We start from the raw sequence: 15,735 nt of genomic DNA on the forward strand, positions 1-15,735 counted from the left end.
GGTGCGGTTGCGGTTTCTGCTCCGGCCCGGCTGGCTGGCACTGACGGTGGTGGTGTTCACCTTCGCCGTCTGCTGCTACACCCTTCTCGCGCCCTGGCAGTTCCGGCGCGACGCCGAGCAGGAGGCCCAGAACAACGCGCTCACCGCGTCGTTCACGGCCCAGCCGGCGCCCGCCGCCCAGCTGATGCCGGCCGACGCGACGCCCGACCAGCAGACGGAATGGCACCTGGTGTCGATCACGGGCACGTACCTGCCGTCGGCGGAGGTCGTCGCGCGGTTGCGGACCGTGCAGGGTGAGGCCGCGTTCGAGGTGCTCACGCCGTTGCGCGCGCCCGACGGGACCGTCTATCTCATCGACCGCGGTTACGTGCGGCTCGACGACCAGTCGGGCGTGCTCCCCTACGCCGCCGCGCCCGGCGGCCAGGTCACCGTGGTCGCGCGCGTGCGCAGCGACGAGGTGGACCCGAAGCACCGCGACGCGTTCTCCGACGCGTCGACGAAGGGGAAGCTGCAGAGCTACACCGTCGACTCGCAGGTGGTGGCGCGCTCGTCCGGCCTGAAGATCCGGCCCGGCTACTTCCAGCTCGACCAGAACCAGCCCGGTGTGCTCGGCGCGCTGCCACTGCCGCAGCTGGACTCGGGGCCGTTTTTCTCCTACGCGTTGCAGTGGCTGGCGTTCGGCAGCATGGCGCTCCTGGGCTGGCTGTATTTCACGATCCGGGAGCTCAAGCCCGGTGGCGCCCTGACCACGGAGAAGCCGGAGCGCACGCGCCGCAAGTCCGTGGCGGAGATGCTGGCCGAGGACGAAGACGAGTTCACCCCCTCGGCGTAGCCAAAGCGGCAGCCAAGTGGTCTCCTGCTCCAGCCTGGAACTGGCCCTGTTTCGGGGCCACTTCGTCCGGCGATACTCGGTGTCATGCTGATCCACCCTTGGGACGCCGGAGACGACGCGGAATGGCGGCAGTGGCTCAAGAGCCACGACTTCGGCCAGCTCGTGGCCGGTGGCCGCGGCCGTGACCTCCCGGTGGTCGTCCCGACGCACTTCACCTTCGACGGAGAGGCCACGGTGTGGCTTCACCTCGCGCGGCCCAACCCGGTGTGGCCGCTGCTGGAGGAGCACCCGCGAGCCTTGCTGACGGTGATCGGCGAGTACACCTACATCCGGTCGGACTGGAACACCGCGGACGATCCGGCAGTGGGCGTGCCGACGTCGTATTACGCGACCGCGCAGCTCGCCTGCGACGTGCGGATCGTCGACGATCCGGCCGAGAAAGCCCAGGTGCTCAACCGGCAGCTCGGGCACTTCGAGCCGGGCAGCGGCCGCACGCCGGTGTCCTCGGTCGACGCCCCCGACCGGCGGCTGCTGCCGGGGATCCGCGGGATCGAGCTGACCGTGACGTCGGTGCAGGCGAAGTTCAAGTACGGCGGCAACAAGACGCCGGCCGACCGGGAGCGGATCTCGGGGAAGCTGGCGGCGCGGGGCGGGCCGTTGGACGCGGCCGCACTGGAGCACCTTCAGCGGCGCAGCTGACTCACTTGCGACTGATTCACTTGCGACGACGTCGGCGCGCGCCGACGAGGACGGCCACCGTCACCGAAGTCGCGCCCGCCAGCCAGCCGACGACCCGCGACAGCTCCACCGCGCGCGTGACGTGACCGGCGTCCGGGTTACGGCCGACACCCAGCACGGGCAGCTCCACCACCCCGTGCGGGTACACCGTGCGCCCGCCGACGCGGATCTCCAGCGCACCGGCGAACGCGGCCTCCACGCGGCCCGCGTTGGGGCTCGGGTGGGCGATCGTGTCCCGCCGCCAAGCCCGCCACGCGCCGCCGGCGGAGCCGCCGACGACGGGAGCGGCCAGCACGGTGAGGGCGGCCGCGATACGTGTCGGCACGAGGTGGACGAGCTCGTCGAGCCGGGCGACCAGCCAGTGACCCCCCGAGCCGCGCGCGAGGACGCTGATGGTCCGCGACGCGAGCAACCCCGGCACTCCGGCAAGCGCGCCCCACAGCAACGGCGCGACGACCACTTCGGACGTGTTCTCGGCCAGAGTTTCCACGGAGGCACGGGAAAGCGCGATCATGCCGAGGCCGTCGGCGACGCGCGGGTCCAGTTCGGACAGTGTCCCGCGCGCGGGTTCGAGGCGGCCTTCTTCGAGGTCGCGCGCGAGCTCAGTGCCCTGCGTCGCGAGGCCGGCGGCGCCGACGACCGCCCAGGTCGTGACGGCCGTGACCACGGCCTGCACCACGGGACGGTCGCGCACGGCGCGTTCGGCGACCAGGCCGACCGCAACGGCGCCACCCGCCAGGCCGAGGCCGGCGACGGCAACGCGGGCGGACATCGAGGCAGCGAACTCTCCGGCGGGCGCACCGACAGCTTCGGCGCCGGCCGTGTGCACGACCGCAGATTCCCCAGGCATCCCAACTGCAACACCGCCCCCCGCGCGCAGCGCAGCGGCGGAATCCCCGCCCCGCCCAGCGCCGGAGCCCAGCGTCGCCAAGCGGCGGAACGCCGTGACGGGCGGGCGGCGGCGGGGGTTGCCGATGACGCCGTCGGCCGCCAGGCCGAGCATCAAGCCGATCGCGCGTGCCGCGCTCACCAGTAGCCCCCCGGGAACGTGGTTTCCGGTGCCGCCGCCGGGTCGGCGCCCGGCCGGCGAAACGCCGGTGATTTCAGTGCCTGTGATTACTGCTCGCCGAGATTACTCGACACCGCGGCGGCGATTTCGTCCCGTGCCTGGTCCACGATGTCGCGCATCGCGCGCTCGGCTCGATCGGCGTCGCCGGCATCCACGGCCACGGCCACCTCCACGTGCAGCGCGACGGCTTCGGGCTGCGGTTCCTCGGGCATCAGGCCGTGGGAGGTGCGGCCCGCGAGCACCTCGGCGACCACCGAGGACAGCTGCGCGAACATCGCGTTTCCCGAGGCGGTGAGCAGCAGGTCGTGGTACGCGATGTCGTGGCCGAGGAACGTCGTCAGGTCGCGCGCCCGCGCTGCCTCCTCCAGGCGGTGGCCCAGCGCGCGCAGCCGGCCGCGGTCCTCCGGCGTCGCGCGCAGCGCCGCGAACCGCGCGGCCGACGGCTCGACGCCCGAACGCAGCTCAGTCAACGTCTGCAGCGCCGCCGCGCGCCCGGAGCCATCGAGCTGCCAGTGGATCAGGCGCGGGTCGTAGTGGTTCCACCCGGCCGGATCGCTCACGATCACGCCGACGCGGCGGCGGCTCGTGGTGAGCCCCATCGTTTCCAGCACGCGCACGACCTCGCGCGCCACCGTGCGCGAGGCGCCGAAGCGTTCCTGCAGCTCGTCGGAGCGCAGCACGGCGCCGGGCGCCAGCTCGCCGTTGGCGATCGCCGCGCCCAGCACGGCGAGGACTTCCTCGTGCCGATCGCTCCCCATCCGGCCAACTTACCGCTCTGATTCGATTAAGTACTACTTCTTCTTGAATAAGTAGTACTTTTGGGCTTGACTCGTGCGGACCCAAGGAGGTGCGGATGACCGTCATCGTCGTGATGGGCGTTTCCGGCTCGGGGAAGACGACGGTCGGCGAGGCGCTGGCCGAGCGCCTGGGCGTGGAGTACGCCGAGGCCGACACCTTCCACCCGAAGGCCAACATCGAGAAGATGACCGCCGGCCACGCGCTGACGGACGCCGACCGCGAGCCCTGGTTGCAAGCGATCTCGCACTGGATCGCGGCGCACCAGGAGTCCGGTGGAATCGTGTCGTCGTCCGCACTGAAACGCCGCTACCGCGACGAGCTGAGAGCCGGCGGCAGCGTCTGGTTCCTCCACCTCCACGGCGATCGCGATGTGCTCGCCGAGCGCATGCAGACCCGCAAGGGCCACTTCATGCCCGTTTCGCTGCTCGACTCCCAGCTCGCGGACCTCGAACCGCTGCAGCCGGACGAGCCGGGCTACGTCGTCGAGATCACCGAACCTCCCGCTGCCCTCGTCGAGGCGGCGCTTCACGCGTTCCAGGAGCGTGCATGACCACCCTCGCCGCCGGCTGGACCGGCCACGACACCCGCCTTATCCTGGCGACGGTGCTCGCCATCGCCGTGATCGTGGTGCTGATCAGCAAGCTGAAGCTCCACCCGCTGCTGGCGTTGACGATCGGCTCCGGCGTGCTCGGCATCGTGGCCGGCATGCCCGTGGACAAGCTGTTGAAGAGCTTCGAAAGCGGCGTCGGCAGCACGGTCGCTTCGGTAGGTTTGCTGATCGCGTTCGGCGCGATGCTCGGCAAGTTGCTGGCCGACTCCGGTGGTGCGGACCGGATCGTGGACACGATCCTCGGGCGCGTGCACGGCGCCGGGCTGCCGTGGGCAATGGCGCTGGTGGCCGCGTTGATCGGGCTGCCGATGTTCTTCGAGATCGGCCTCGTGATGCTGATCCCGGTGGTGCTGCTGGTCGCCAAGCGCAGCGGGAAACCCGTGCTGCTGCTGGGAATCCCGGCGCTCGCGGGCCTGTCCGTGCTCCACGGGCTGATCCCGCCGCACCCCGGCCCGCTGGCCGCGGCGGGCGCGCTCGGCGCCAACGTGGGCATCACGCTCGCACTCGGCCTGCTCGTCGGCATTCCGACGGTGGTCATCGCCGGCCCGCTGTTCGGCCGCGTCGCCGCGCGGTGGGTGCCGGACGCCACACCGCCGCAGCGCTTGGTGCCCGAGTCGGAGAGCACCGAGGTCGACAAGCGGCCCAGCTTCGGCGCGACGCTGACCACCGTCCTGCTGCCCGTGGCGCTGATGTTGCTGAAGGCGCTCTCGGACATCCTGCTGGGCAAGGAAAACGCCGTGCGCCGCGTGCTCGACTTCGTCGGCGACCCGCTGGTGGCGCTGCTGCTCGCGGTCCTCGTCGGTTTGGTCACGCTGGGCCGTCCGGCGGGCCTGCACCGCGCGAAACTGTCGTCGATCATCAGCGACTCTCTCGCCCCGATCGCCGGCATCCTGCTCATCGTGGCCGCGGGCGGTGGCTTCAAGCAGACGCTGGTGGACGCCGGCGTCGGCGGCGTGATCACCAACCTGTCCACCGGCGCCCACCTGTCGCCGCTGCTGCTCGGCTGGCTCGTCGCCGTGGCGATCCGTCTGGCGACGGGCTCCGCGACCGTCGCCACCGTGTCCGCCGCCGGCATCGTCGCGCCGCTCGCCGCCACCCTCGACCCGACCCACAACGCCCTGCTGGTGCTGGCCATCGGCGCCGGTTCACTGTTCTTCTCACACGTGAACGACGCCGGGTTCTGGCTGGTCAAGGAGTACTTCGGGATGTCCGTGGGGCAGACGCTGAAGACCTGGTCGGTGATGGAGACGGTGATCTCGGTGGTGTCGATCGCGTTGATCCTGCCTCTGGGCGCCTTGCTCTAGGGAGTGCGCGACGGGTAGGCGCCGTTGAGGGCCCAGGCCGGGTATTCGAGCGGCAGCGCGCTGACGGCGTCCAGCTCGGCGAGATCCTGCCCGGTGAGCTCCAGATCGACGGCGGCGAGGTTCTCGTGCAGCTGGTCGGGCCGCTTGGCGCCGACAATCACGCTGGTCACGCCGCGTTGCGCGAGCACCCAGGCCAGCGCGACGCGGGCGACGCCGACATCGTGGCGCTCGGCGACCTTGCGCAGGGCGTCGACGATGTCGTAGCCGCGCTCGCGGTCGAGCGGCGGGTTGTCGGCCTGGGCGCGGCGGCCGGAGGCGTCTTGGCTGTCGCGCGTGAACTTGCCGGAGAGGAAGCCGCCGGCCAGCGGACTGTAGACGAGCAGGCCGAGCTTCTCCTCGTTGACCAGCGGCAGCAGCTCGCGCTCGAGATCACGGCCGACGAGCGAGTAGTACGCCTGCAACGACACGAACCGCGGGTAGCCGCGCAGGTCGGCGACGCCGAGGGCCTTGGCGAGCTGCCAGGCGTAGGTGTTGGACGTGCCGACGTAGCTGATCTTGCCCTGGCGGACGGCGTCGTCGAGGGCGGCCAGGGTCTCGTCGAGCGGCGTCAGGTGGTCGTGGGCGTGGATCTGGTAGAGATCGATGTGGTCGGTGCCGAGGCGGCGCAGGCTGTCGTCGATCGCGTTCCTCAGGTGCAGCCGGGAGAGCCCCACCTCGTTGGGGCCGGCGCCCATGCGCGAGTACGCCTTGGTGGCGAGCACCACGTCGCGGCGGCGGCCCTTGAGGATCTTGCCGAGGATCTCCTCGGTCTCACCGCTGGCGTACATGTCGGCCGTGTCGATGAGATTCACGCCCTGGTCCAGGGCGATGCCGACCAGTTCGTCGGCCGCCTTGAGGTCCAGTCCGCCGATCACGTTCCACGGCGCGGTGCCCGAGCCGCCGAACGTCATGGTGCCGAGTGCGATCCTGGACACGAAAGTTCCGGTGGCGCCGAGTTGTTGGTATTGCACGGAGGTTCCTTTCTTCGGTGCCTTCAACGCTAGGCAGAGCGGAGGGTGCCGACCATGAGTGAGCGTTCGGAGCTCGTGCTGGATCGTCCGGACCCACTTGCGGACGTCCTGTCGATGGCGGCCGTGCGCCCGGCTCTCCCGGCCCGGCTGACGGCGGGCGGCGAATGGGCGGTGCGGTTCGGCGGCTCGCACCCCAAGGTGATCACCGTGACGGCGGGCTCGTGCTGGCTGCTCCCTGAAGGCGGCGCCCCGGTCTCCTTGGCCGCCGGCGACACCTACCTGGTCGGCCGCGACGCCGCGTACGTCACGGCCAGCACGCCGGACGTCGCGCCGGTCGAGGCCCGCAGCGTGTTCACCGGCACCGACGGGCACACCGGAGCCGCCTCGGACGTCACCCTGGTCGGCGCCACCCTGGACTTCGCCGACCCCGCGGTGGCGGTGCTGCTGGAGGACCTCGGTTCCTCGATGCGCATCACCGATCCGGACACGGCGCTGAGCTCGACACTGCGGCTGCTCGCGTTCGAAACCACCGGCCGGCCGGGCGGTGGCGCGATGCGTGAGCACCTCACGCAGATCCTCTCCCTGCACGTGCTGCGCGCGCTCCTCGGCGCGGGCGCGCAACCCGCGTGGCTGTCGGGCTTCCGCGACCCCGCGATCGGCGCCGCACTGGCCGCGATGCACCGGCGTCCCGCGTTCGGCTGGACGGTCGCCCGGCTGGCGGCCGAGGCGCGCCTGTCGCGCACGGTGTTCGCGACGCGGTTCAAGGCCCTGGTGGGGTTGTCGCCGATGGACTACCTGCTGCACCGGCGGATCTCCGGCGCGACCCGGGAGCTGGCCGAGGGCCGCACGGTCGCATCCGTGGCGGCGCGCTGGGGGTACGGCTCGGAGAGCGCGTTCAGTGCGGCGTTCAAGCGGGTGACGGGTCGGTCGCCGGCGAGCAGCCGAACTCGCTGATCAGCACAAACACCACCCCCTGATTCGAGCGCGGGTTGACAGGTGACCTTTTGGTCACCTATCCTCGTCGTGTGCCTGACGACGACCTGGTGTTCAAGGCGCTGGCGGATCCGACCCGCCGGGGTCTGCTGGACCGGCTGTTCGAGCGTGACGGCCGCACGCTCACCGAGCTGGAGTCCGTAGTGGACATGACGCGGTTCGGGGTGATGAAGCACCTCAAGCTGCTCGAGGAGGCCGGCCTCGTCGTCACGCGCAAGGAGGGGCGGGAGAAGCTCCACTTTCTCAACCCCGTACCGATCCGGGAGATCCACGACCGGTGGATCGACAAGTACACCGAGCGCCACGTGTCGGCGCTGATGGAGCTCAAGAGCGATCTGGAGAGGGAGCCACCGAAATGACCGAGAGCAAGACCGTGCAGGTCAACCGCGTGTACATCAAGGCGACGCCGCAGGCGATCTGGGACGCGATCACCAAGCCGGAGTGGACGCAGAAGTACGGGTACTCCGGGCTGGCCGAGTTCGACCTCAAGACGGGCGGCAAGCACCGCACCAAGCCGACGCAGGAGTTCATCGACGCGGGGTTCACGAGTGACCTGCTGGACGGCGAGGTGCTCGAGTCCGACCCGCCGCGCAAGCTCGTGATCACGTGGAAGCTGCTGATGGACCCGAGCCTCGTCGCGGAGCCCTACACCACGCTCACCTACGACATCGAGGAAACCAAGACCGCCGGGACCAGACTGACCGTGACCCACGACGTCACGGGCGCACCCGGACACGCGGCACTGGTGTCGGGGGCGATGGAGAACGTCGACGCCGGTCCGGGTGAGAACGCCGGTGGCGGCTGGGCCTGGGTGCTTTCCGATCTCAAGTCCGTGCTGGAGACCGGGAAGAACATCGTGGGCTGACCCCGGCCGACGACGACGGCGGCGGCGGTGTCCACACGGGACACCGCCGCCGAACGCGTCAGATCCGTTGCGTGGCGGCCTTCAGCGCGGCCTTGGCCGCCGCGGAAGCACCCAGCTCGTCGAGGCCGAACAAGGCCGCGCCGACGACGGGGTTCACGTCGACCACCCGCACCACCGCCCGCGGTGCCACCTTCAGGCAGCGCCGCTCGATCTCCGAGATCACCGACGGGCCGACGCCCGTGAGTACTCCCCCGCCGAGCACCACCTCGGGTGCGGACTGGGTCAGGTCCAGCTGCCGCAGGATCACCGCGGCGAACACGCTGACCTCCTCCACGAACCGCGTCACGACCTGCTGCGCGACCTCGTCGCCGCCGGCGGCGACGTCGAACAGCAGCGGGCACAGCCCGTGGATCCGGGCGGAGTCGATCTCCTTGAAGTGCAGGCCCTGCACCACGTCGAACACTCTCGAAACACCGAAGAAGCCCGAAACCGCGGCCTGCAACGCGGTAGAAGGCCCGCGGCCGTCTTCCGCGCGCACGGCCCACCACAGGGCCTCCTCACCGAGGCGGTAACCGCCGCCCCAGTCGCCGGAGATCTTGCCCAGCGCGGGAAAGCGGTGCATGCGCCCGTCCGGGCCGACGCCGGCGCCGTTGATCCCGGCGCCGCACACCACGGCCACGCCCGTGCCGTCGGAGCTGCCCGCGCGCAACAGCGCCAGCACGTCGTTGCCCACATGCAACGTGGAGCTCCAGCCGCGCGCGAACAACGCGGCGTGCAGCGCCTCTTCCTCACGCGGAAAGTCCAGCCCCGCGAGGTAAGCCGAGGTGTGCACGCCGAACGGCCGCGTCGCCGGCAGACCCGCCGACGTCAAGGCCGAAAGGACCAGTGTCTCCAGCGCCGCGACGCAGCCGTCGACGCCGACGTTCTGCGGCGAGGCGCCGGGGCCGCGCGATTCGGCGAGCACACCGCCCTCGCGCGACACCACGAGCACCTCGGTCTTGCTGTTCCCCCCGTCGATCGCCACGACCGCGGGCCCGGCTTCGCTCATCCGCGCGCCCACGGCAGGAAATCGCGGTTGATCGACACGAGGGAATCGGCCAGCTGGTCGGCCTTGGTGTACTGGCCGACGAGCGGGTGGGCCAGCAGCGCGTCGGCCACGCGGTCACGCCCGCCCTTCACGGCGGCGTCGAGGGCGAGGTGCTCGTAGGCCGTGACCGCGGCGATGAGGCCGGCGAAGCGCGGCTCCACCGTCGGCTGCGGAATCGCCCGAGCACCATTCGGATCCACAGTGGACGACACCTCGATCACCGCGTCCTCGGGCAGGAAGGAGAACGTGCCGTCGTTGCGCACGTTCACCACGTGCTCCTCGGCCGGCCCGCCCGCCGTCAGCGCGTGCACGAGCTGCACGGCCGCCTCCGAGTAGTACGCGCCGCCGCGCTTCTCCAGCGAACCAGGCTTGGTGACCTGCTCCGGGTCGAGGTAGATCTTCAGCAGCTCCTCCTCGACGTCGCTCACCACCTCGGCACGCGGGCGTTCCGTGAGCTGCTTGGCCACCTGCGCGTCGTGCGAGTAGTAGTACTTCAGGTAGTACGACGGCACGGCGTTCATCCGGCGCATCCACTCGACGGGCGCGGTCACCTCCTCGCCCAGGAACTCCGCGTGCTTGTCCAGCAGCTCGGGCAGCCGGTCGACGCCGTCGACGAGCACGCCGCGCTCCCAGCTCAGGTGGTTGAGTCCGGTGTGGACGAGCCGCACGTCTCCCGTGGACGCGCCGAGCAGCTTGGCGAACTTCCGTTGCAGGTTGATCGCGACGTTGCACAGCCCCACCGCGCGGTGGCCTTCCTGCAGCAGCGCCCGAGTGACGATGCCGACGGGGTTCGTGAAGTTCACGATCCACGTGTCGTCACCCGCGACCTTGCGCACGCGCTCGGCGATGTCGAGCACCACCGGCACCGTGCGCAGGGCCTTTGCCAAGCCGCCTGCGCCGGTCGTCTCCTGGCCGACGCAACCGCACGCGTGCGGGAACGTCTCGTCCGACGCCCGCGCCTTCTGCCCGCCCACCCGCAGCTGGATGAGCACGGCCGAAGCGCCTTCGACACCTTCTTCCAGGTTCGCGGTGGTGCGGACTCGCGCCGGGTGCCCGGCGTGGTCGAGCAGCCGCTGACTGAACCCGCCGACGGTCTCCACGCGGTAGGCGTCCGGGTCGATCAGCACGATCTCGTCGACATCCAAAGTGGACCTGCGGCCCGCGATGCCGTCGACCAGTTCCGGCGTGTAGGTGGACCCGCCACCGACGACTGCCAGCTTCATCCCTTGACTCCCGTGAACGTGATGCCCTTGACGAACGACTTCTGCGCGAACACGAACAGCACGATCACCGGCGCCATGATCAGCGCGGTCGCGGCCATCGTGAGGTTCCACTCCACGTGGTGCATGCCGCGGAACGAGGCGATGGCCAGCGAAAGCGGCCAGTTGTCCTGGTTCTCACCGGTGTAGAGCAGGGGCCCGAAGTAGTCGTTCCAGGTGAACAGGAAACAGAACATCGCGGTGGCCGCGATTCCGGGCTTGGCCATCGGCAGCAGCACCCGCGTCATGGCCCGGAACTCGTTGCAGCCGTCGATCTTCGCCGCTTCCAGGTAATCCTTGGGGATGGTAAGGAAAAACTGGCGCAGCAGGAAGATCGAGAACGCGTCGAAGAAGAAGTACGGCACGATCAGCGGCACGAGCGTGCCGGTGAGGCCCATCCGCACCCACAGGTCGTACAGCGGCACGACGGTGACCTGCGGCGGCAGCATCATCGCAGCCACCGTGAGCATGAAGAACAGGTTCTGCCCGCGCCACTTGAGCTTCGCCAGGCCGTACGCCGCCGGAATGGCCGACACGAGCGCGCCGACCGTCGCGAGCGACGAGTACAGCAGGCTGTTGCCGAAGTACTCCAACAGCGGCGCTTTCTTGAACACCTCGACGAAGTTCTCGAAGTGCCATTCCGTGGGCCACAGGCTCGACGTCATCGCCTGGTCGCTCTTCATCACCGCGGTGAGGAACACGAACAGCAGCGGCAGCACGAAGATCACGCCGAGCGCGATGCCGATGGCGTGGGTCGCGATGAAGCCGAGGCGCTTGTCCCACTGGCGCTTGAACTGCACGCGAGGCGGGACCGGCGCGGGATTCGTGGCGGGTGCCGAAATCGTTGTCATGCCCCCACTCCGTTCTTGCGGGGCACCCGCACCCGGTCGGGGCCATGAACAGGCCGGCGCGAGCATATGTTCATGCCCCCTCCTCCTGGTGCTGGGATTTCCTGAGCTGCCTCACGAGCACCCATGTGAAGGCCGCGGACACGATGAACAGCAGCACGGCCATCGCCGCCGCGTAACCCATGTTGAAGTAGCGGAAACCCTGTACGTAAAGCCAGATCGGATACGTCAGCGTGGAGTTCTCCGGCGCGCCGATGAGCTTCGAGTTGCCGGCCACGTCGGCTGTGCCCGCCGAGGCGGACGCCGCCACGATGGCTTGAGTGAAGAACTGCAGCGCGTAGATCATCGAGTTGACCACACCGAACAGCAGCACCGGCGAGATCGTGGGCAGCGTGACGTGCCAGAACTTGCGGACCGCGCCGGCGCCGTCGAGCTCGGCCGCTTCGTACTGCTCGGTCGGCACGTCGAGCAACGCGGCCAGGATGATGATCATCAGCTCGCCCGAACCCCACAGCGCCAGCAGCGTGAGCGAGGGCTTCGACATCACGGGACTGTTGAACCAGAGGCCGCCGTCGATGCCGATGAGGTGCAGGAACCGGTTGACCGGGCCGAACTGCGGGTTGAACACGAAGACGAACGCGAGCGTCGCCGCGGCCGGCGGGGCGAGCGTGGGCAGGTAGCACAGCGTGCGCACCAGGCCGACGCCCGATTTCAGCCTCGAGATCACCGAAGCGACGCCGAGTGAGAACAACACCCGGCAGATCGTCAGGATGATCACGAGCCACAACGTGTTGTACGCGGCGGTTTTCACCAGCGGCTCACTGGTGAACATGCGCACGTAGTTGTCGAACCCGATCCACTGTGGAGGGTTGATCAGGTCGTAGCGGGTGAAGGAGTAGTACACGGTGGCGATGAGCGGATACCCGAAGAAGATCAGGAACCCCAGCGTCGCCGGCGCCATGAAGTAGAACACCGTGCGACGGCGCTTGGCTTTGCGGGGCCCCGCCCGCACCTTCGAGGGTGCGGGCGGGGTCGTCGCCTCGGTGGGGAGGACCGAGGTCATCCGCCGGCGCCCTTCTGCGCCAGCTCGTCGTTCACCTGGGCGTCGACCTGCTTGAGGCCGGCGTCGAGGTCGGGTACCGAACCGGCCTGCCACTTCTCGGCGAAGTCGTTGACCGCCTTGAGGAAGGCGTCACCGATCGGAGTGGACGGGTTGGCGACCAGCTTGCCGCTGCCGTAGATGTCGAGGAAGGTCTTGAACTGCGGCGGTGCGTCGAGTTTCGGCGAGGACAGCGAAGCCGTGGTGCTGGGCACGTTCTTGAGGCCGTTGGCCATGTCCACGAGCGTGTCGGTGTCGAGCGTGACCTGCTTGATCAGCTCCCACGCGGCGCCGGGGTTCTTGGCACCCTTGGGAATCGCGATGATCGTGCCGGTGGCGAAGCCGGCGCCGTAGTGGTCGGCCATGCTGTCGAGCACCGGCGCGGGCGCGGTGGCGTAGTTCAGCGTCGGGGTCTGGTCCTTGATGAACGCGGTGCGGAACTCACCGTCGTACATCATCGCCAGCTTGCCCTTCTGGAAGCCGTTGTCGGCGGAGTACTCGTCGCCGAGGCCGGCCTTGAACTTCTCGACCTTGTCGTGGCCGCCGTAGAAGTCGATGAGCTTCTTCTGGAATTCGAACATCGCCTTCCAGCCGGGGCTGGACGAGATCGACGACTTGCCGTCCGGGCCGATGAACTGCGCGCCGAAGTTCGGGGCCCAGTACTGCGCCTGGTTGGCGTAGAACGGCATCGCCGGGATGAAGCCCATCGTCTTGATCGAGCCGTCCGGGTTGAACTCGGTGAGCTTCTTCGCGTCCTCGAACAGCTCGGTCGTGGTCTTCGGCGGCGAGGAGATGCCGTGCGCCGCGAACATGTCCTTGTTGTAGTACAGGCCGTAGACGTCGGCGAGCATCGGCATCGCGCAGCGCTTGCCTTGGTACGACGTGTAGTCACGCACGGCCTGGGGGATCTGGTTCACGTCGATCTTGTCGCGGTCCAGGTACGGCTTGAGGTCGGTGAAGCTGCCGGTGGAGCACCACGCGCCGAGGTTGTCGGTGTAGAAGGAGATGGCCACGTCGGGCGGGTTGCCACCGCGGATCGACTGCGTGAGCTTGTCGTCGTCCTGGTTGCCCTCGTGGTTGATGGTGATGTTGGGGTACTTGGCCTTCAGCTTGTTCAGCGCGGCCGTGACCACGCCGTACTCGCGGTCGGTGAACTTGCTGTAGACGGTGAGGGTGAGCTTGTCGTCCTTGTTCGGTGGCGCGGCGGCGTCGCCCGAGCCGCTCGGCGCGGCCGCGCCGCACGCGGCGGTCGCCAGCAGCGTGGCGGCGGCCGCGGCGGACAGCAGCAGAGAACCACGCCTTCGCGCGATCCTCCGGATGCGGGTCGTGGGGGCCATGACCCTCCTCCTCATGGTGGTTACTCGGTCGGGGACGGGGCAGAGCTCGGGAGTGCCGTGCGAGGCACTCCCGCTGTGTCCTCCAAGGGCCGACGCGACCCGCGGAGCGTGGGGGTGACGACGCCGAAGACGTCTTCACGGGCGGTGGCGAGCGCGGACTGCAACGCGCCCGCGCGTACGGCATTGCCTTGCACCGAAGCGAGCGCGACGGGGGTGCGGGGCAGGACCAGTTCGTAGAGTTTTCGTGCGACTCTCCGGGCGAATTCGTCGCCACCGGCGCGGCTCGTGTCGCCCGAGAGCAGGATGAGCTGCGGGTCGGCCACGGCCACGAGGCTCGCGAGACCGCCGGCGACGCGGCGGGCCAGATCGTCGAGGAAGGGTTGGTGGCTCTGGGTTGTCGCTTGGGTTACTGCTTGCGGGCCGGTTTCGGCAGTGAGGCCGTGGGCGTGGGCGAGCCTTGCGATGGCGGGCGAGTCCACGAGATTGCCGAAGCGCGCGCCGGCCTCGGGCCAGCGGTCACCGGTGTCCACAGTAGACGGATCGGGCACGCGCATCCAGTCGATCTCACCACCACCGCCGGTCGCGCCGCGCAGCAGCCGGCGCCCGATGACCACGGCGCCCCCGACGCCTTCGGAGAGCCACACCATCACGAAGTCGTCGACTTCCTGGGCTTTCCCGACCGTCATCTCCTCGACGGCCACCAGGTTCACGTCGTTCTCGATGGTCACGGCGATCCCGAGCTCTTCGCTCAGCCTTGCCGGCACGTCGAACCCCAGCCAGCCGGGAATGTGGGGCGCGGAGGAGAGCAGGCCCGTGCGCGGGTCGAACGCACCCTGCGCGCCGATCACGACGTTGGCCAGGTCGTCGAGGTTCTTGCCGGCTTTCTTGGTGACGTGCGTGAGCGCCTTGCCGAACGTGCCGATCACGTCGGCGCCCTCGTGTACCGGCAACTCGACCTGATACTCGGCCTCGACGGTCCCCGCGACATCCGCGATCACGAAATCGGCGACGTGCGGCGTCAGATCCACTGCGGCGACGTGGGCGAGGCTGCCGTTGACGGCCCACAGCTGGGCCCGCGGCCCACGCCCGCCACCCGCGCGTTCGCCCGCTTTGCCGACGAGATTGTCCTGTTCGAGGCGCGTGAGCAGCTGCGCCGTGGCCGGCTTGGACAGCCCGATCACGACCTCGAGCTCCGCCCTCGTGAGCGGCCCGCCGCGCAACAACGCCTCGATCGCCGCGCGATCGTTGATCTCGCGCAACATCCTCGGGCTGCCGGCGCGCACTCGTGGCCCCTTAATTAGGATACTTTACAGACGGTTTCGGGCGACTGTAGTGAGCGGGGCCACATCGCGTCAATGGTCATCCGGAACGAGCGGGTAACACTTCGGGTCCGGGACGTTTCGGGTGCGACGGTGGGTGCTTGGGTGGGTGCTCAGCGTGTGCGCGGCGGGCGAATCCGGTGCGAGGGGCCGCGAGCCCGCTGCCGTTTTGCGGTGTTCGCACCAACCGGCGCTAGGTGGCGAGTTGCAGGCGGCTTCCGATCTTCGCGGCCCCTGGTGTCACGGACCAAGCCAGGTGCGTAACCATCGGCCAGGTGCGGCGGCAGCATCACAAACCAGGCAACGCACTCGACCACGGCCCTGCCACTGTTTCGCAGACCGATGGTCGATCCCTACCCGCCGAACCGCTTGCCGGCTTTCGAAATCCGACTCCATCGGCGCTACCGGCCCAAGGTGTGCCACGAGCCTCCCCCGAGACACACAGCGCCCCGAGACATACCCCCCGCCCTCCGGCGGTTTCTAGCGGTGGTTGCAACACTGCTGCTAGACGGTGAGTAACTGTGTCATGCGTTCGGCGGGGCTGTCCCAGCCGAGTGTCATCCGAGG

The 15,735-nt window shown here is 69.3% G+C and carries 16 protein-coding genes; 7 read left to right on the forward strand and 9 right to left on the reverse strand.

Features of this window, described 5'->3' with window-relative positions:
• Position 1: 1 nt before the first annotated feature.
• Positions 2 to 832 carry an SURF1 family cytochrome oxidase biogenesis protein gene (locus AB0M56_RS44290; RefSeq protein WP_364187803.1) on the forward strand — a complete coding sequence of 277 codons (831 nt, stop codon included), beginning with the start codon at positions 2 to 4 and terminating at the stop codon, positions 830 to 832.
• Between the two features lie 84 nt (positions 833 to 916).
• Positions 917 to 1,531: an FMN-binding negative transcriptional regulator gene (locus tag AB0M56_RS44295; protein WP_364187806.1), complete on the forward strand. Its 615-nt coding sequence runs from the start codon at positions 917 to 919 to the stop codon at positions 1,529 to 1,531.
• Positions 1,532 to 1,547: 16 nt separating this feature from the next.
• On the opposite strand, the gene AB0M56_RS44300 is transcribed toward AB0M56_RS44295, so the two are convergent.
• Complete coding sequence (locus tag AB0M56_RS44300; protein WP_364187809.1) at positions 1,548 to 2,600, reverse strand: CobD/CbiB family cobalamin biosynthesis protein; 1,053 nt, start codon at positions 2,598 to 2,600, stop codon at positions 1,548 to 1,550.
• Positions 2,601 to 2,686: 86 nt separating this feature from the next.
• Positions 2,687 to 3,397, reverse strand: coding sequence for an FCD domain-containing protein (locus AB0M56_RS44305; protein ID WP_364187811.1), 711 nt, complete (start codon positions 3,395 to 3,397; stop codon positions 2,687 to 2,689).
• Between the two features lie 95 nt (positions 3,398 to 3,492).
• Between AB0M56_RS44305 and AB0M56_RS44310 the strand changes: the two genes are divergently transcribed.
• Both AB0M56_RS44310 and AB0M56_RS44315 read left to right on the forward strand, forming a co-directional pair.
• Complete coding sequence (locus AB0M56_RS44310; protein ID WP_364187813.1) at positions 3,493 to 3,987, forward strand: gluconokinase; 495 nt, start codon at positions 3,493 to 3,495, stop codon at positions 3,985 to 3,987.
• Positions 3,984 to 5,351 carry a gluconate:H+ symporter gene (locus AB0M56_RS44315; protein WP_364187815.1) on the forward strand — a complete coding sequence of 456 codons (1,368 nt, stop codon included), beginning with the start codon at positions 3,984 to 3,986 and terminating at the stop codon, positions 5,349 to 5,351. The genes AB0M56_RS44310 and AB0M56_RS44315 overlap by 4 nt, the downstream gene beginning before the upstream one ends.
• On the opposite strand, the gene AB0M56_RS44320 is transcribed toward AB0M56_RS44315, so the two are convergent.
• Positions 5,348 to 6,325: an aldo/keto reductase gene (locus AB0M56_RS44320; protein WP_364187818.1), complete on the reverse strand. Its 978-nt coding sequence runs from the start codon at positions 6,323 to 6,325 to the stop codon at positions 5,348 to 5,350. The genes AB0M56_RS44315 and AB0M56_RS44320 overlap by 4 nt on opposite strands.
• Before the next feature lie 90 nt (positions 6,326 to 6,415).
• Here AB0M56_RS44320 and AB0M56_RS44325 point away from each other — a divergent pair, with 90 nt between their 5' ends.
• From AB0M56_RS44325 to AB0M56_RS44335, 3 genes are all read left to right on the forward strand, one after another.
• The gene (locus tag AB0M56_RS44325; RefSeq protein WP_364187821.1) at positions 6,416 to 7,315 is read left to right on the forward strand and encodes an AraC family transcriptional regulator; all 900 of its coding nucleotides are present in this window, start codon (positions 6,416 to 6,418) and stop codon (positions 7,313 to 7,315) included.
• A 71-nt stretch (positions 7,316 to 7,386) separates the two neighbouring features.
• Positions 7,387 to 7,713 carry a metalloregulator ArsR/SmtB family transcription factor gene (locus AB0M56_RS44330; RefSeq protein ID WP_364187824.1) on the forward strand — a complete coding sequence of 109 codons (327 nt, stop codon included), beginning with the start codon at positions 7,387 to 7,389 and terminating at the stop codon, positions 7,711 to 7,713.
• The gene (locus tag AB0M56_RS44335) at positions 7,710 to 8,219 is read left to right on the forward strand and encodes an SRPBCC domain-containing protein (protein WP_364187827.1); all 510 of its coding nucleotides are present in this window, start codon (positions 7,710 to 7,712) and stop codon (positions 8,217 to 8,219) included. The genes AB0M56_RS44330 and AB0M56_RS44335 overlap by 4 nt, the downstream gene beginning before the upstream one ends.
• Positions 8,220 to 8,277: 58 nt before the next feature.
• On the opposite strand, the gene AB0M56_RS44340 is transcribed toward AB0M56_RS44335, so the two are convergent.
• The 6 genes from AB0M56_RS44340 to AB0M56_RS44365 form a co-directional block, all read right to left on the reverse strand.
• A complete protein-coding gene (locus tag AB0M56_RS44340) occupies positions 8,278 to 9,267 on the reverse strand; it encodes a BadF/BadG/BcrA/BcrD ATPase family protein (RefSeq protein WP_364187830.1) in 990 nt (329 codons plus the stop codon).
• Positions 9,264 to 10,529 carry a 6-phospho-beta-glucosidase gene (locus AB0M56_RS44345; protein ID WP_364187832.1) on the reverse strand — a complete coding sequence of 422 codons (1,266 nt, stop codon included), beginning with the start codon at positions 10,527 to 10,529 and terminating at the stop codon, positions 9,264 to 9,266. Before AB0M56_RS44345 ends, AB0M56_RS44340 begins: the two co-directional genes overlap by 4 nt.
• On the reverse strand, positions 10,526 to 11,416 hold the full coding sequence (locus tag AB0M56_RS44350; protein WP_364187835.1) for a carbohydrate ABC transporter permease: 891 nt from the start codon (positions 11,414 to 11,416) through the stop codon (positions 10,526 to 10,528). Before AB0M56_RS44350 ends, AB0M56_RS44345 begins: the two co-directional genes overlap by 4 nt.
• Before the next feature lie 70 nt (positions 11,417 to 11,486).
• The gene (locus AB0M56_RS44355) at positions 11,487 to 12,476 is read right to left on the reverse strand and encodes a sugar ABC transporter permease (protein ID WP_364187837.1); all 990 of its coding nucleotides are present in this window, start codon (positions 12,474 to 12,476) and stop codon (positions 11,487 to 11,489) included.
• On the reverse strand, positions 12,473 to 13,849 hold the full coding sequence (locus tag AB0M56_RS44360) for an extracellular solute-binding protein (protein WP_364187840.1): 1,377 nt from the start codon (positions 13,847 to 13,849) through the stop codon (positions 12,473 to 12,475). Before AB0M56_RS44360 ends, AB0M56_RS44355 begins: the two co-directional genes overlap by 4 nt.
• Before the next feature lie 20 nt (positions 13,850 to 13,869).
• Positions 13,870 to 15,111, reverse strand: coding sequence for an ROK family transcriptional regulator (locus AB0M56_RS44365; RefSeq protein WP_364187848.1), 1,242 nt, complete (start codon positions 15,109 to 15,111; stop codon positions 13,870 to 13,872).
• Positions 15,112 to 15,735 lie beyond the last annotated feature (624 nt).

The sequence above is a fragment of the Amycolatopsis sp. NPDC051372 genome (assembly GCF_040682095.1).
Lineage (GTDB): Bacteria > Actinomycetota > Actinomycetes > Mycobacteriales > Pseudonocardiaceae > Amycolatopsis.

Excerpts from the sequence above, each read along its gene's own strand:
- AB0M56_RS44365 (WP_364187848.1), bottom strand. The coding sequence starts at position 15,111 with ATGTTGCGCGAGATCAACGATCGCGCGGCGATCGAGGCGTTGTTGCGC.
- AB0M56_RS44350 (WP_364187835.1), bottom strand. The coding sequence starts at position 11,416 with ATGACAACGATTTCGGCACCCGCCACGAATCCCGCGCCGGTCCCGCCT.
- AB0M56_RS44345 (WP_364187832.1), bottom strand. The coding sequence starts at position 10,529 with ATGAAGCTGGCAGTCGTCGGTGGCGGGTCCACCTACACGCCGGAACTG.
- AB0M56_RS44315 (WP_364187815.1), top strand. The coding sequence starts at position 3,984 with ATGACCACCCTCGCCGCCGGCTGGACCGGCCACGACACCCGCCTTATC.
- AB0M56_RS44310 (WP_364187813.1), top strand. The coding sequence starts at position 3,493 with ATGACCGTCATCGTCGTGATGGGCGTTTCCGGCTCGGGGAAGACGACG.
- AB0M56_RS44305 (WP_364187811.1), bottom strand. The coding sequence starts at position 3,397 with ATGGGGAGCGATCGGCACGAGGAAGTCCTCGCCGTGCTGGGCGCGGCG.
- AB0M56_RS44360 (WP_364187840.1), bottom strand. The coding sequence starts at position 13,849 with ATGGCCCCCACGACCCGCATCCGGAGGATCGCGCGAAGGCGTGGTTCT.
- AB0M56_RS44295 (WP_364187806.1), top strand. The coding sequence starts at position 917 with ATGCTGATCCACCCTTGGGACGCCGGAGACGACGCGGAATGGCGGCAG.
- AB0M56_RS44355 (WP_364187837.1), bottom strand. The coding sequence starts at position 12,476 with ATGACCTCGGTCCTCCCCACCGAGGCGACGACCCCGCCCGCACCCTCG.
- AB0M56_RS44325 (WP_364187821.1), top strand. The coding sequence starts at position 6,416 with ATGAGTGAGCGTTCGGAGCTCGTGCTGGATCGTCCGGACCCACTTGCG.
- AB0M56_RS44340 (WP_364187830.1), bottom strand. The coding sequence starts at position 9,267 with ATGAGCGAAGCCGGGCCCGCGGTCGTGGCGATCGACGGGGGGAACAGC.
- AB0M56_RS44335 (WP_364187827.1), top strand. The coding sequence starts at position 7,710 with ATGACCGAGAGCAAGACCGTGCAGGTCAACCGCGTGTACATCAAGGCG.